At 51.0% G+C, this 571-nt stretch carries 6 tRNA genes; all 6 read left to right on the forward strand.

The window, feature by feature from the left end:
* The first annotated feature begins 2 nt into the window (after nucleotides 1-2).
* The 6 genes from ICW23_RS18735 to ICW23_RS18760 all read left to right on the forward strand — a co-directional run bounded on the left by ICW23_RS18735 (nucleotide 3) and on the right by ICW23_RS18760 (nucleotide 564).
* Nucleotides 3-78 (forward strand) — tRNA-Thr (locus ICW23_RS18735).
* A gap of 35 nt (nucleotides 79-113) precedes the next feature.
* Nucleotides 114-189 (forward strand) — tRNA-Lys (locus ICW23_RS18740).
* A 6-nt stretch (nucleotides 190-195) separates the two neighbouring features.
* Nucleotides 196-277: transfer RNA gene (locus ICW23_RS18745), tRNA-Leu, on the forward strand.
* A gap of 24 nt (nucleotides 278-301) precedes the next feature.
* Nucleotides 302-376, forward strand: a tRNA-Gly gene (locus tag ICW23_RS18750).
* Nucleotides 377-390: 14 nt separating this feature from the next.
* Nucleotides 391-476, forward strand: a tRNA-Leu gene (locus tag ICW23_RS18755).
* 11 nt (nucleotides 477-487) lie between these two features.
* Nucleotides 488-564, forward strand: a tRNA-Arg gene (locus ICW23_RS18760).
* Nucleotides 565-571 lie beyond the last annotated feature (7 nt).

Below are 571 nucleotides of genomic sequence, written 5' to 3' on the forward strand. Positions count from 1 at the left end.
ATGCCGGCCTAGCTCAATTGGTAGAGCAACTGACTTGTAATCAGTAGGTTGGGGGTTCAAGTCCTCTGGCCGGCACCATTTTTGGACAAGATAATAACATAAGTCTTTAAAGAGAGCCATTAGCTCAGTTGGTAGAGCATCTGACTTTTAATCAGAGGGTCGAAGGTTCGAGTCCTTCATGGCTCACCATGTTACGCGGGTGTGGCGGAATTGGCAGACGCGCTAGACTTAGGATCTAGTGTCTTATGACGTGGGGGTTCAAGTCCCTTCACCCGCATTATACAGGATAGTTATCCTGTATGCGGAAGTAGTTCAGTGGTAGAACACCACCTTGCCAAGGTGGGGGTCGCGGGTTCGAATCCCGTCTTCCGCTCCAACTATACCATCCACGCCGGGGTGGTGGAATTGGCAGACACACAGGACTTAAAATCCTGCGGTAGGTGACTACCGTGCCGGTTCAAGTCCGGCCCTCGGCATTCATTATTATGCGCCCGTAGCTCAATTGGATAGAGCGTTTGACTACGGATCAAAAGGTTAGGGGTTCGACTCCTCTCGGGCGCGCCATATTTTA

Source organism: Bacillus sp. 1021 (assembly GCF_014534735.1).
Lineage (GTDB): Bacteria > Bacillota > Bacilli > Bacillales > Bacillaceae > Bacillus > Bacillus siamensis.